The organism is Streptomyces capoamus (assembly GCF_014654935.1).
Taxonomy (GTDB): Bacteria; Actinomycetota; Actinomycetes; order Streptomycetales; family Streptomycetaceae; genus Streptomyces; species Streptomyces capoamus.
Window position 1 is genome coordinate 116,477 of record NZ_BNBF01000016.1, and the last position, 11,632, is coordinate 128,108.

An 11,632-nucleotide genomic window follows, 5' to 3' on the forward strand; every position below is an offset into this window, starting at 1 on the left:
GACCACTCCTACGCCGTGTCCAAGCAGCGCGGGCTGCTGGACCGGCTCGGCGACCTGTTCTCGGACAACCCCAACAGCGAGCAGGCCGTGCAGAAGCTCGCCGTCCGGCACATCGGCGACGCGGCGAAGCGCAGCGGGCTGACCGCCCGCGCCGAGGGCAACACCACCGGCATGCTCCAGGGACTGCTGCGCTCGCTCGGCTTCAAGGAGGTGCACATCACCTACGGGACCTGATCAGCCGCCCAGCACCCCCGGCAGGGCCAGCGCTCCCAGGAAGGCCGCGCCCACCAGCAGCCAGGCCACGTAGTCGCCGACGTGCCCGGACTGCAGGCGCCTGAGGGGCGCGGCCCGGTCGGGGGCGGCCGCCCGGCGCGGGCGGGTGACGGCGAGGCCGGCCAGCGCCGCGGCCAGCACGGTGGAGGCCGCGTCGAGCAGCAGCCCGTGCCCGGTCCAGTGCACCGAGGCGTGGGCGCCGCCCGAACCGGCCTCGTTGACGGAGCGGGCCACCAGGGCGCCGAAGCCGGGGACCACGCCGACGGCGAGGGAGGCGGCGAGCAGCACGGCGGGCACGGTCGTCATGGTGTCCGGGATCCGGCGCAGCCGGCCGGACGTCTCCGGTTCCTCGTCGGAGCCGCTGATCTCGTACTCCGCCTCCTGCGGGCGCGGTCCGAGGCCCAGGAACACCCGGGCGGTGACCCGCAGGACCGCGCCCCCGGTGATCGCGGACACGACCACGTACACCGCGGTCAACGGGCCGCCGACCGCCTCCTCGGCGACCGCCTTGCCCAGTGCCGTACCGAACGGCGGCAGCCCGGCCAGGGCCGCGGCGCCGACGGCGAACATCACCCCGGTGGCGCGCAGCCGACGGGCCCGGCCGTGCAGCGCGTGCTCGTCCACGCTGCCGAAACGGTCCAGCAGGACACCCGCGCAGGCGAACAGCGCGGCCTTCACCCCGGCGTGGCCGAGGAGGTACAGCGCCACGCCGTCGTCGCCCTCGGGGGTGAGCACGCCGAGCCCGACGAGGAACAGGCCGGTGTGGGCGACGGTGGAGCAGGCGAGGAGCCGTTTGATGTGCCGCTGGTACCAGCACATGACGGCGCCGGTCACGGCCGTGAGGGTGCCGAGGGTCACCAGGGCCCGGGTCAGGTCGGCGGCGGGGATGCCGCCGGGCCCGGCGAAGACGGTGCCGTACACCCGCCACACGCCGTAGCTGCCCAGTTCCACCATGACGCCGGACAGCAGCATGCAGACCGGGGTGGGGGCGACGGCGTGCGCGTCCGGGAGCCAGAAGTGGAAGGGTACGGCCGTCGCCTTCACCAGCAGTCCGGTGAGCACCAGCACGAAGGAGGCGAGGACCAGCGCGTCGGGGCCGCCCGGCCCGGCCGCGGCGTCGAGCCCGCGGCCGATCTTCGCCATCGCCAGCTCGCCGGTACGGGCGTACAGCAGGGCGATCCCCATCAGCATCGCGTACGCGCCGAGGGAGTTGACGACGCCGAAGGCCAGCGCGCCCTGGACGGCCTTCGCCTCGTCGATGCGGTAGCCCGTCAGGGCGTACGCCACCACGCTCATCAGCTCGAAGAACACGAACGCGTTGAACAGGTCGCCGGCGACGGCGAATCCGCACATGGCCCCCTGGAAGACCAGCATCAGCGCGGTGAAGGAGCCGGTGCGCTCCCGTGGCGGCTGGTCGAAGTACCGCCAGGAGTAGGCGAGGGCGGCCAGGGTCAGCAGGGAGGCCAGCGCGGCCATGCCGAGTGCCGGGCCGTCCCCGACGACGAGGATGCCGACGCTCTCCGCGTCGACGGGCAGCCAGCCGCCCACCCACTCGGTCATCGGGGGCGCCGAGTTCAGCAGCAGCACCAGCGCGAGGGCGGCGGTACCGCCGGAGAAGACGAACCCGGTGATCTCGGCCGCGGCCCGGGACAGACGGCGGCCCGTGGCCACCAGCAGGGCCGCGCCGAACAGCGGGACCGCGGCCAGGAGCGGGATCAGGTGGTGCATCAGCCGCGCAGCTCCCGCAGTTCGTCGGGGTCGATCGTGCCGTGCCGTTTGGCGATCTGCAGCACGAGGGCCAGCAGCAGCGCGGTGACGGTGGCGCCGACGACGATGTCGGTGAGGGTGAGGGCCTGCACCACCGGGTCGACGACCGGCCGTGAGCCGGGCTTCACGTCGGAGAAGACGGGCGCGGTGGCGCCGTCGCGGTAGCCGACCGCCAGCAGCAGGACGTAGGTGGCGCACTGGCAGACCGCGAGACAGCCGACGGCGTGGATCAGGTTCCGGCTGGCGGCCAGGCCGTAGCAGCCCGTCAGGAAGACGTAGGCGGCGACCAGGTACGGCAGGACGTGCATCGCGGGTTCACCTCCCGGGCTCTTCCTCGATCTCGACGGCCTGGTCGAGGAAGTGGGCGAGCAGGACGACGACCGCACTGGCCACCTCCATGCCGACGGCCGCGTTCAGCAGCGGGACCGTGCCACCGGAGGACAGCGTGTCGAACGTGCCGTACGGCAGCAGGGTGTTGGCCAGGAACGCGGTGCCGGCCAGGACTCCGGCGGCGCCCAGCACGAGGTAGGCGCAGACCCCGAGGGAGTCGGCGGTCTCGAAGAAGCCGAGCGGGCGGACGCGTTCCAGCGCGCCGTGGTCGGCGCCGAGGTAGAGCAGGTGCAGGCCGGTCGCGGCCACGACCCCGCCCTGGAACCCGCCGCCGGGACTGAGCTGGCCGTGGGCGATCACGTACAGGCCGGTGAGCAGGGCGACGGGCAGGACGAGCAGGGCGTAGCGGCGGACCGGGCGGACCACCTCGGCGGGTTCCGGCCGCGCCCGGCGCTCGTCGCGGGCCTCGCGCAGCAGCACCACGCAGCCGAGGACGGCGGCGAACAGGATGCTCATCTCGCCGAGGGTGTCGTAGGCGCGCTGGTCGAAGTTGACGGAGGCGATGGTGTTGGCGATGTGCCGGGCGAGGGAGGCACGGACGGCCCGGTCGCCGTAGGGGTGCCGGCTGCCGCCGAAGTCCGGCAGGTCCAGGCAGGCGGCGACGAGCAGGGCGGCGAGGCCGGCGCCGCCCACGGCCAGCAGGCCCAGCCGCAGCCGGTTCACGTGCGTTCCTCCTTCGTCCGGCCCCGGCGCCTGACCTTGCGCACCGACAGCATGATCAGCAGCGGGGTGAGGGCGGAGCCGACGGCCAGCTGGGACAGGCCGACGTCCGGGGCCTGGAGGACGGTGAACAGCACGGCCAGCACCATGCCGAGGAAGGACAGCACCAGTGCCTGGCGGGCGGGGTCGCGCTGGGCCACGGCCGCGGTGGCGGAGGCGGCCACGAGCAGCAGGGCGACGACGGTCACCGCGTCGGACACACGCCACCCGCCCTCGCCCCGGGGTCCGTCGCCCCTCCCGCGGCCACCGGCCCGCCGCGCCGATCCGGCATCCCGTCAGCCACCTCCAACCCCCCGGAAGCCGCCCGCCAGGGCCCGTGAGGCGATGATGTTGCCGCCGATCAGCAGGGTGCCGATCAGCAGCAGCTTCACCATGGACCGGCCCGGTCCGACGGCCGCGCACACGGCGACGACGACGGCCGCGTCCAGTCCCGCGGCGGTCCAGGTCGCGCCCCGGACGTTCGGGCCGGAAACCTGTTCGCCGGAGAGCAGACGGGCGAAGACGAGCGTGCCGACCGGGCCGAGCAGGGCGAGCAGCAGGGCGAGGTCGACGTAGGCCGGGCGGGCGTAGCCCTGGGCGAGGAGCAGCAGGGCCGGGCAGACGACGGAGGTGGTCAGGTTCTGGGCGGTCAGCCGCCGGGCCGGCGGGCCGGTGGCCACGCCCCACAGCGCGGCGGCGCCTCCCCCGCCCAGTTCGACGGTCGCCGCGAGGATCCAGCCGTTCACCGCCAGGTCACCGCCCGCCGGCCGGCCCGTGCCGCCAGGGCGCCGGCGGCGGCGCAGCTCGCGCCGACGATCCGTTCGAGGGTGTCGACGGTCGTGATGAGCACGAGCCACAACAGCGCGAGCCCCGCCCACCAGGCGAGGAGTTCACCGGCGGCGAGGAGGAACGCGCGGGGCGCCGTACGGCGGGTCAACGGCGCCTCCTCGGTCCGCTGTGCTGAGCTGCGCGGCGATCCGTCCGGGTGCCGCTGGGGGCATCCAAGCACCGCCGGACCCGGGCGGGAGCGGCGGCGCGCGGGCCGGCGCCCGGACTGACCCCAAGGCGTGAAGGAGGACCACGGGCCGCGGCCGGGCGAGGGCATTCCGGGCCACGGCGCGGGTAACCGACGTGCGACACCCGGACGTTCACGACTGGAGGACCGCATGGCCCGAACCGTCCCGCGGCTGCCTGAGGTGCTGCGCGCCGCCCGGAGCCGGCGCCCGGAGCCGAAGGAGCGACCGGCACCGCCCCCGGGCCCCCCGCGGCACGCGCTGCCGCTCCCGCTACGACTCCTCGCCGTCCTGGTGGCGTTCGTACTGATGGTGGCGTTCGCGGTCGTGCTGGCCCGGATCACGCTCCAGCCGTCGCCGGCCTCGGTGCCGCTGACGCACAGCAATCTGCACCCGGGCCGCTCCATCAGGGCCTACGCGGAGCACGCCCCGCTGTGGGACGCGCTCCGCCAGGTCGGCGGGAACGTGCTGCTCGGCGTGCCGTTCGGGGTGCTGGTGCCGGTGCTCGCGCCGCGCGCCCGGGGGGCGGTGCGGGTGACGGCGCTGACGGCGCTGGTGATGCTGATGGTGGAGCTGGTCCAGGGGGCGCTGGTCACCGGGCGGGCCTTCGACGTCGACGACGTCATCCTCAACACGACCGGGGCGCTGCTGGGTTGGCTGCTGCTGGGCCGGCGGCTCGGGCGGGGCGTGCACCGGCGGGTGTCCGAACCGCCGGCGGGCTGATCTTCGGGGAACAGGTCCGTACCAGAGTATTGACGCCTCCTTATCTCACTCCTTAAATCAAGAGGCACACCGCTCTCGCCCCCCACCGAACGGAGAGCCATGGCCTCCCCACGCCTGCTCCGCCGATGTCTCCTCGCCGGCCTGTCCGCCGCACTGGTCGGCTCCTTCGCCACCGGACCGGCGCAGGCCCGGACCGCCGCCCCGGCGGCCGCGGCCGTCACCACCTTCTCCGACACCTTCGACGGGCCCGCGGGCGCCGCGGTCGACTCCTCCAAGTGGACCCTGGAGACCGGCGACAACGTCAACAACCACGAGCGGCAGTACTACACCTCGGGCACGAAGAACGCGGCCCTGGACGGCCAGGGCCACCTGGTGATCACGGCCCGCAAGGAGAACCCGGCCGGCTACCAGTGCTGGTACGGCAGCTGCCAGTACACCTCGGCCCGGCTGAACACGGCCGGCAGGTTCACCGCCCAGTACGGCCACATAGAGGCCCGGATGAAGATCCCGCGCGGGCAGGGCATGTGGCCCGCGTTCTGGATGCTGGGCACACCGGTCAACTGGCCGGACTCGGGGGAGATCGACGTCATGGAGAACGTCGGCTTCGAACCCTCCACCGTGCACGGCACCATCCACGGCCCCGGCTACTCCGGCTCGGGCGGTATCGGCGCCCCCTACTCGCTGCCGAACGGGCAGGCCTTCGCGGACGCCTTCCACACCTTCACCGTCGACTGGGCACCCGACTCGATCACCTGGTCGGTCGACGGGACCGTCTACCAGCGCCGGACCCCCGCCGACCTGGGCGGGAAGACCTGGGTGTTCAACAAGCCGTTCTTCCTGATCCTGAACCTGGCGGTCGGCGGCTACTGGCCCGGCGACCCGGACGGCTCCACGCGGTTCCCGCAGACCCTGGTGGTGGACTCGGTGTCGGTCACGACGAGCGGCAGCGCGGCCGGCGTGCCGATCCGGGGCCTGGCGGGCAAGTGCGCGGACGTGGCCGGCGCGAACTCCGCGAACGGCACACCGGTGCAGTTGTACGACTGCAACGGCACGGCGGCACAGCAGTGGACGACGGGCTCGGACGGCACGGTCCGGGCGCTCGGCAAGTGCCTGGACGTCAGCGGCGGCGGCACGGCCGACGGCACGCCCGTCCAGCTGTGGGACTGCAACGGCAGCCCCGCCCAGACATGGGCCCTCCCGGCGGCCCGCGACATCGTCAACCCGCAGGCGGACAAGTGCCTCGACGTCACCGGCAACAACGCGGCCAACGGGACCCGGCTGCAGATCTGGACCTGCACGGGCGCGGCCAACCAGAAGTGGACGGTCGGCTGAGCCCACCGCGCCGGCCGGTCAGTGCAGCGTCCAGGTGTACTTGCCACCGCCCACCCAGCGGACGGCGTCCGGGTCGTCCAGGTCGTGGATGGGGATGCCGTAGGAGGCGGCCGTCTCCAGCACGTCCGTGATCGTCCTGGCCGCGCCGACCACCTGACCGTCGATCTCCATGATCCGGAACGGCGGCTCGCCGTGCCGGCCCGGGCACACCCCGAGGACCAGAATCCGCGGGTGTGAGATGTGGGGGGCTGCTTGTTCGGTCATGCAATCGAGGGTAGAACGCAACGCGCGCCGACGGGTCATCCACCGGAGCCGTCCAGCAGATCGAGCACGGCCGCCTCGACGGCCCCCTGCGTGGCGGGACGCCCGAACTCCCCGTGTTCGCCCAGCCGGGTGAGCGCGGGGGCCACGGTCACCCCGCGTTCGAACAGCTCGAAGACCCGGGGATCGATGTACGACGACCGGCACACCGCGGGCGTGTTGCCCAGGTAGTGGCTGACCTCGCGGACGGCCCGGGCGACCTGCCGGCGCCGGGCGGTCTCGGTCGCCCGGGCGTCGCGCGCGGCCACCGAGACCGCCACGGCGGCCAGCACGGTGGCGTGCCAGGTGCGGAAGTCCTTGGCGGTGACATCGGTGCCGGACAGCCTGCGCAGGGCCTCGTTGAGGTCGTCGCCGTGCAGGTCGTGCCAGCCGCCGCCGTCCCGGTAGACGAGGAAGCGGTCGCCGCCGCGCGTCCGGCGCAGCAGCGCGCGGGCCACGGTGTGGACCTGGTCGTCGACGAGGGCGCGGACCATCTCGACGCCGCCCTTGGCCGGATAGCTGAACGTGATCTCGCCATGGCCGCAGCTGACGTGCTCGCGCAGCATCGTCGTCAGGCCGTAGGTCTCGCTGGTGCGGGTGTGCCGGTCACTGCCGATCCGGAAGAAGCCCAGGTCGAGCAGGCGGACCGCGCACGCGGTGACCCGGTCCCGGCTCAGCCCGCGCCCGGCCAGGTCGAGCGTCACCCTGGCACGCAGCTCGGGCAGGGCCCGCGCGACCTCCCGTACGTGCGCATGCTTGGCCTTGTCCTGTCCGGCCCGGAACCGCTCGTGGTACAGGTACTGCCGGCGCCCGGCGTCGTCGGTGCCGACGGCCTGGAGGTGGCCGTTGGGCCACGGACAGATCCACACGTCGCGCCAGGCGGGCGGGACGACCAGCGCCCGGACACGGGCGAGCTGCTCGGGGTCCCTGAGGGGCTCGCCGGTGGCGTCGGCGTAGCGGAAACCCCGGCCGCAGCGGATGCGTGTGTAGCCGGGGCCGTCGCACGAGCTGGTGCGCAGCCTCACCCCGAAACCTCCCTCACCGGTCAGCGGCGGTTCACGGACGGCGCCAGTCGTCGCTGGTCAAGTGGGAGCCGGCCTGCGGGCCCATGCGCAGCATGCCGCCGTCGACGCTCCAGGAGGCGCCGGTGACGTAGGAGGCGTCGGGGCTCGTGAGGAACGCGATCACCGCGGCGACCTCACGGGCGTCACCGGGCCGGCCCAGCGGCACGCCGGGGCGGCGCTCGGTGTGGACGTCGGTGTCCTCCTGGCCGGTCATCGGAGTGGCGATCTCGCCCGGCGCGACCGCGTTCACGGTGATCCCGTGCTCGGCCAGCTCCAGCGCCATCACCTGGGTGAGCAGGCCGAGTCCGCCCTTGGCCGCGCAGTACGGGGCCGCGCCGACCCTTGGCTGGTGCTCGTGCACCGAGGTGACGTTGACGATCCGCCCGCCGTCGCCCTGCCGGATCATTCGCCGCGCGGCCCGCTGGCCGAGCAGGAACGGGCCGACGAGGTCGACGTCCAGGACCCGCCGCACATCGGTCAGGGACAGGTCGAGGAAGGGCGTCATGGTGCCCGTACCGGCGTTGTTCACGAGGACGTCGATCCGGCCCAGTTCGTCGCACAGCTCGTCCACCGTGTCGGCGGCTTCGGGCAGCCGGGTCAGGTCCAGCCGGGCGACGGCCGCGCGGCGGCCGTGTGCGCGGACCTCCCGCGCCGTCTCCTCGGCGCCCTTCTCGTCCGTGTGCCAGGTGATGCCGATGTCCAGACCGGCCTCGGCCAGACGTACGGCGGTGGCCCGGCCGATGCCGGAGTCCGCGCCCGTGATCAAGGCCGTTCGCTGCGCCGCTGGGGTGGACATGGCTCGCCTCCTCACGGCGGGTACGTGGACGGGTCTCCGCAGTACCCGGGGGCGGTGGGGGCAAACGGGTTCCGTCCCCGGGCGTCACCGACGACCGTCGCGGATCACGGACGACCGCGGACCGTGGATGACGGGCGGGGACGCGCGCGGCTCCCCGCGCCGGTGCGGGGAGGCTGGTGCACCCTTGGTTCTCATGGACCCCGTCGCCGCCCTCGACCGGATCGCCTTCCTGCTGGAGCGGGCGCTCGCGCCCACCTACCGGGTGCGGGCCTTCCGCACCGCCTCCCGGACGCTGGCCGCACTGCCGGCGGACGAGGTGGCCGCACGGGCCGCGAACGGCACGCTGGAGTCGCTCAAGGGCGTCGGGCCGAAGACCGCGCAGGTGGTACGGGAGGCGCTGGCCGGCGAGGTGCCCGGTTACCTGCGCAGGCTGGAGGAGGAGAACATCGCGCCGGCCGCTGCGGACGCGGCCGGTGCCGGACTGCGCGCGCTCATCCGCGGGGACTGCCACACCCACTCGGACTGGTCAGACGGGGGCAGCCCGATCGAGGAGATGGGACGGGCGGCGGCGGACCTCGGACACGAGTGGACCGTGCTCACCGACCACTCGCCGCGGCTGACCGTGGCCCGCGGGCTGTCGCCCGAGCGGCTGCGCGAGCAGCTGGCGGTGGTGGCCGGGCTGAACGCCCGCTGGGCGCCGTTCCGGCTGCTCACCGGCATCGAGTGCGACATCCTGGAGGACGGCTCGCTGGACCAGGAGGAGGAATTGCTGGCGCAGCTGGACGTGGTCGTGGTGTCGGTGCACTCCAAGCTGCGGATGGACGCGCGGTCCATGACCCGCCGGATGACGGCCGCCGTACGCAACCCGCACGCCGACGTCCTCGGGCACTGCACCGGGCGCCTGGTCACGGGCCGGGGGCGGCCCGAGTCGCAGTTCGACGCGGACGCGGTGTTCGCCGCGTGCGCCGAGTCCGGCACCGCCGTGGAGATCAACAGCCGTCCGGAACGGCTGGACCCGCCCCGGCGGCTGCTGCGCCGGGCGGTCGAGGCGGGGGTGCTGTTCTCCGTCGACACCGACGCGCACGCGCCCGGCCAGCTGGACTGGCAGATCCTCGGCTGCGCCCGGGCCGAGGAGTGCGGGGTGCCGCCCGAACGGGTGGTGACCACCTGGTCGGCCGAGGAGCTGCTGGGCTGGACCCGCGAGGGCCGGCTGCCGGCACGCGTGGCCGGGGCCGGGCGTGGTACCCGGACCGGGAACTGAGAGAAGGGACCCCGCATGGACCGTGCCGCCGTGTTCGACGTCGACGGAACGCTCGTCGACACCAACCACCTGCATGTCGTGACCTGGTGGGAGGCGCTCCGGCAGGCCGGTCACGACGTGCCCATGCACGCCGTGCACCGCGCCATCGGCCTCGGCTCCGCGGACCTGATCGCCCATCTGCTCGGTGACGACCGGGACCCCGCCCAGGACGACGACCTGAGCGCGGCGCACACGGCGCTGTACGGCCAGTACTTCGACCGGCTCCCCGCCCTGCCGGAGGCCGGGGAGCTGCTGCGGCGGCTGCACGGGGACGGCTGGACGGTCGTCCTCGCCACGTCGGCGAGCGGTGCCGAGCTGGGCGCGCTGCGCCGGGCGATCGACGCGGACGACGCCATCGCCGCCACGGCGAGCGCCGACGACGTGGAGCAGGGCAAGCCGGCGCCGGAGCCCGTGGAACACGCGCTGGAGCTGGCCGGGGTGCCGGCCTCGCGGGCGGTGTTCGTCGGGGACACCGTGTGGGACATGCGGGCGGGCAGCAAGGCCGCGGTCCATTGTGTGGGGCTGCTGTGCGGCGGGATCCCCCGCGCCGACCTGGAGGAGGCGGGTGCGCGGGAGGTGTACGCCGACCCCGCCGACCTGCTGGCGCGCCTGGCCGGGAGTCCGCTGGGCTGAGCGCGTTCTGCGGGTGACGCAGGTCACGGGACGGGGTGGAACACCCACGGGTGGTTGCCCGTTGAACAAACCGTGGGTGCGGACGGGACAGTGTCCCCGGGCCTCACCTTCCGCCCACAGGGACGATCGATCGGCTGAAGCCCTGTGGAGCCTTTCGCCGCGAGGCGACCGCCGTCCGCGCCCACACCCCTGACCGCCCCGGTCGTGATTCCCCCGTCACGGCCGGGGCTTTCCCTTGGCAGCAGCCCGGGCGGGACCGGGCTGCCGCCCCCTCCCCGGGGCCGGGGTGTGCGTGTGCCGGACCGGCGCCCGGGTACCCGGGCGCTCGTCGCAGCCAGGTGCCGCGCCGACGAGAGGAGCCGAAGGTGAGCAGCTCAGCGGGCAGCAGGGTCGTCGTGACGGGCGCCACCGGCAATGTCGGGACGAGTGTGGTGCGCCTGCTGTCGGAGGACCCCGACGTCAAGTCGGTGCGCGGGCTGGCCCGGCGCACACCCGAGTGGTCGCCGCCGAAGACCGAGTGGGCCGCCGTCGACCTGCGCTCCGACGAGGCCAACCTCGCCGAGCTGTTCGAGGGCGCCGACGCCGTGATCCACCTGGCCTGGGCGTTCCAGCCGACGCACGATCCGGTCGCCACCTGGCGGACCAACGTGCTCGGCTCCCTGCGGGTGTTCGAGGCCGTCGCCGCCGCCCGGGTGCCGGTGCTGGTGCACGCCTCCTCCGTCGGGGCGTACTCGCCGGGGCCGAAGGACCGCCCGGTGGACGAGTCCTGGCCCACGCACGGCTGGCCGGACGCCGCGTACTGCCGGGAGAAGGCCTACCTGGAGCGCGCGCTGGACGTGTTCGAGCGCGACCACCCCGAGGTGCGGGTGGTCCGGATGCGCCCGGCGTTCCTGTTCAAGTGGCAGTCGGCGAGCGAGCAGCGGCGGATCTTCGGCGGACGGTTCCTGCCCGGCCCGCTGGCCCGGCCGGAACTGCTGCCGTTCCTGCCGGACGTCCCGGGACTGCGGGTGCAGGCCCTGCACACGGACGACGCCGCCGAGGCCTACCGGCTCGCGGTGCGGTCCGACACCGCCCGGGGCGCCTACAACCTGGCCGCCGATCCCCCGCTGGACGCCGGTGTGCTCGCCGAACTGCTCGGCTCCCGGCCGGTACGGCTGCCGCGTACGGCGGCCCGGTCGGCGATCGCCGCGGCCTGGGGGCTGCGTCTGCTGCCCGCCTCCCCGCACCTGTTCGACGCCGTGCTGCGGCTGCCGCTGATGGACAGCGCCCGGGCACGCGCCGAGCTGGGGTGGGAACCCCGGTACACCGCGACCGAAGTGCTCCAGGAGTTCCTGGACGGCCT

At 74.2% G+C, this 11,632-nt stretch carries 15 protein-coding genes; 6 read left to right on the forward strand and 9 right to left on the reverse strand.

The genetic code is table 11. The features are described from left to right. A partial coding sequence (locus IE312_RS41670) for a DUF4230 domain-containing protein (RefSeq protein ID WP_229900372.1) occupies positions 1–234 on the forward strand: 234 nt, incomplete at its 5' end. Here IE312_RS41670 and IE312_RS24020 read toward each other — a convergent pair. The 6 genes from IE312_RS24020 to IE312_RS24045 form a co-directional block, all read right to left on the reverse strand. Continuing rightward, the gene (locus tag IE312_RS24020; RefSeq protein ID WP_189984395.1) at positions 235–2,001 is read right to left on the reverse strand and encodes a complex I subunit 5 family protein; all 1,767 of its coding nucleotides are present in this window, start codon (positions 1,999–2,001) and stop codon (positions 235–237) included. Continuing rightward, positions 2,001–2,348, reverse strand: a complete 348-nt coding sequence (locus tag IE312_RS24025; protein WP_189984396.1) for a sodium:proton antiporter — start codon at positions 2,346–2,348, stop codon at positions 2,001–2,003. The genes IE312_RS24020 and IE312_RS24025 overlap by 1 nt, the downstream gene beginning before the upstream one ends. Positions 2,349–2,355: 7 nt before the next feature. Continuing rightward, entirely contained in the window at positions 2,356–3,093 is a 738-nt protein-coding gene (locus tag IE312_RS24030) for an MnhB domain-containing protein (RefSeq protein WP_189984397.1), read from the reverse strand. Further along, entirely contained in the window at positions 3,090–3,350 is a 261-nt protein-coding gene (locus tag IE312_RS24035) for a Na(+)/H(+) antiporter subunit B (protein ID WP_189984398.1), read from the reverse strand. The genes IE312_RS24030 and IE312_RS24035 overlap by 4 nt, the downstream gene beginning before the upstream one ends. Positions 3,351–3,425: 75 nt before the next feature. Continuing rightward, complete coding sequence (locus IE312_RS24040) at positions 3,426–3,875, reverse strand: monovalent cation/H+ antiporter complex subunit F (protein WP_189984399.1); 450 nt, start codon at positions 3,873–3,875, stop codon at positions 3,426–3,428. After that, complete coding sequence (locus tag IE312_RS24045) at positions 3,872–4,066, reverse strand: hypothetical protein (protein WP_189984400.1); 195 nt, start codon at positions 4,064–4,066, stop codon at positions 3,872–3,874. The genes IE312_RS24040 and IE312_RS24045 overlap by 4 nt, the downstream gene beginning before the upstream one ends. A 229-nt stretch (positions 4,067–4,295) precedes the next feature. Here IE312_RS24045 and IE312_RS24050 point away from each other — a divergent pair, with 229 nt between their 5' ends. Both IE312_RS24050 and IE312_RS24055 read left to right on the forward strand, forming a co-directional pair. Then, positions 4,296–4,865 (forward strand): VanZ family protein, encoded by a 570-nt coding sequence (locus tag IE312_RS24050; protein WP_189984401.1) that lies wholly within the window; start codon positions 4,296–4,298, stop codon positions 4,863–4,865. Between the two features lie 99 nt (positions 4,866–4,964). Then, positions 4,965–6,197, forward strand: coding sequence for a glycoside hydrolase family 16 protein (locus IE312_RS24055; protein WP_189984402.1), 1,233 nt, complete (start codon positions 4,965–4,967; stop codon positions 6,195–6,197). Between the two features lie 18 nt (positions 6,198–6,215). On the opposite strand, the gene IE312_RS24060 is transcribed toward IE312_RS24055, so the two are convergent. From IE312_RS24060 to IE312_RS24070, 3 genes are read right to left on the reverse strand one after another with little or no spacing between them, the layout of a single operon-like run. Then, complete coding sequence (locus tag IE312_RS24060; RefSeq protein WP_189984403.1) at positions 6,216–6,461, reverse strand: hypothetical protein; 246 nt, start codon at positions 6,459–6,461, stop codon at positions 6,216–6,218. A 35-nt stretch (positions 6,462–6,496) separates the two neighbouring features. Continuing rightward, positions 6,497–7,522 carry a DNA topoisomerase IB gene (locus IE312_RS24065; RefSeq protein WP_189984404.1) on the reverse strand — a complete coding sequence of 342 codons (1,026 nt, stop codon included), beginning with the start codon at positions 7,520–7,522 and terminating at the stop codon, positions 6,497–6,499. 31 nt (positions 7,523–7,553) lie between these two features. Continuing rightward, a complete protein-coding gene (locus tag IE312_RS24070; protein ID WP_189984405.1) occupies positions 7,554–8,357 on the reverse strand; it encodes an SDR family oxidoreductase in 804 nt (267 codons plus the stop codon). Positions 8,358–8,550: 193 nt separating this feature from the next. Between IE312_RS24070 and IE312_RS24075 the strand changes: the two genes are divergently transcribed. From IE312_RS24075 to IE312_RS24085, 3 genes are all read left to right on the forward strand, one after another. Next, positions 8,551–9,618 (forward strand): PHP domain-containing protein, encoded by a 1,068-nt coding sequence (locus tag IE312_RS24075; RefSeq protein WP_189984406.1) that lies wholly within the window; start codon positions 8,551–8,553, stop codon positions 9,616–9,618. 15 nt (positions 9,619–9,633) lie between these two features. Continuing rightward, entirely contained in the window at positions 9,634–10,290 is a 657-nt protein-coding gene (locus IE312_RS24080) for an HAD family hydrolase (RefSeq protein ID WP_189984407.1), read from the forward strand. A gap of 365 nt (positions 10,291–10,655) precedes the next feature. Beyond that, positions 10,656–11,632: SDR family oxidoreductase (locus IE312_RS24085; RefSeq protein WP_229900373.1), on the forward strand; the 977-nt coding region annotated here is incomplete at its 3' end.

Bases quoted from the DNA above. Each gene is read 5' to 3' on its own strand.
- IE312_RS24070 (WP_189984405.1), bottom strand. From the start codon at position 8,357: ATGTCCACCCCAGCGGCGCAGCGAACGGCCTTGATCACGGGCGCGGAC.
- IE312_RS24080 (WP_189984407.1), top strand. From the start codon at position 9,634: ATGGACCGTGCCGCCGTGTTCGACGTCGACGGAACGCTCGTCGACACC.
- IE312_RS24025 (WP_189984396.1), bottom strand. From the start codon at position 2,348: ATGCACGTCCTGCCGTACCTGGTCGCCGCCTACGTCTTCCTGACGGGC.
- IE312_RS24050 (WP_189984401.1), top strand. From the start codon at position 4,296: ATGGCCCGAACCGTCCCGCGGCTGCCTGAGGTGCTGCGCGCCGCCCGG.
- IE312_RS24020 (WP_189984395.1), bottom strand. From the start codon at position 2,001: ATGCACCACCTGATCCCGCTCCTGGCCGCGGTCCCGCTGTTCGGCGCG.
- IE312_RS24060 (WP_189984403.1), bottom strand. From the start codon at position 6,461: ATGACCGAACAAGCAGCCCCCCACATCTCACACCCGCGGATTCTGGTC.
- IE312_RS24055 (WP_189984402.1), top strand. From the start codon at position 4,965: ATGGCCTCCCCACGCCTGCTCCGCCGATGTCTCCTCGCCGGCCTGTCC.
- IE312_RS24075 (WP_189984406.1), top strand. From the start codon at position 8,551: ATGGACCCCGTCGCCGCCCTCGACCGGATCGCCTTCCTGCTGGAGCGG.